The following is a 640-nucleotide window of genomic DNA, read 5'->3' on the forward strand; positions in this document are numbered from 1 at the left end:
TTAAGTACTGTGCGTAGCAGCAGGAATACCATGCCAAGTGCCGCTAAGATCACAACGATGATACCCATTTCTAAAATCGATTCTGCTCGTGCAGTCGCCGCTGAAATGTCTGACTTCAACTCACCTTGCTTATCTTCGATAGCACTTTTCACGACATTGAGCTGGGCTCGAACATCAACAAATTGCTCCTCAAACGTGTTCTTGTGCTCGTTGTAGTAGCTTAGCCATTGAGATTGAGGCTTGCTCAACATCACTTCGTAACTTTGTAGCCACTTTTGACCTAAAGTCACCAGTTTTTGCACATCAGCACCGTGTGATGCAGGCATCACTCCCGCACGCGATAGCTCAATCACTTTTTCCATACGCGGCAACGCTTTGTAAGCATTGTCTTTGTACTCGTGAATGTGATGATCAATATCTGCTTGTGTTTCTGCTAAGGCAATGCCTTGAACAGCAGAAGTCGCTTGGTAGAGATCGCGGTACGCATCTTCAATCGTGAACAGGTTGGGTACGATCTGTTCATTTAAGGTGTCGCTTAATTCAGATTGCTTGCTCGTTGTCATAACATTTAATACTGAGCTCACGGTGAACAATCCAATTATCAAAGATAGAGGAATCACTATCTTTTGTTTGATTGTAA

Annotated in this window: 1 pseudogene; it reads right to left on the reverse strand. The window is 43.8% G+C overall.

What is annotated here, in order from left to right:
• A pseudogene (locus R8N49_RS28065) lies at positions 1-640 on the reverse strand (methyl-accepting chemotaxis protein); the annotation flags it as partial.

This window comes from Vibrio sp. 1978 (assembly GCF_033344345.1).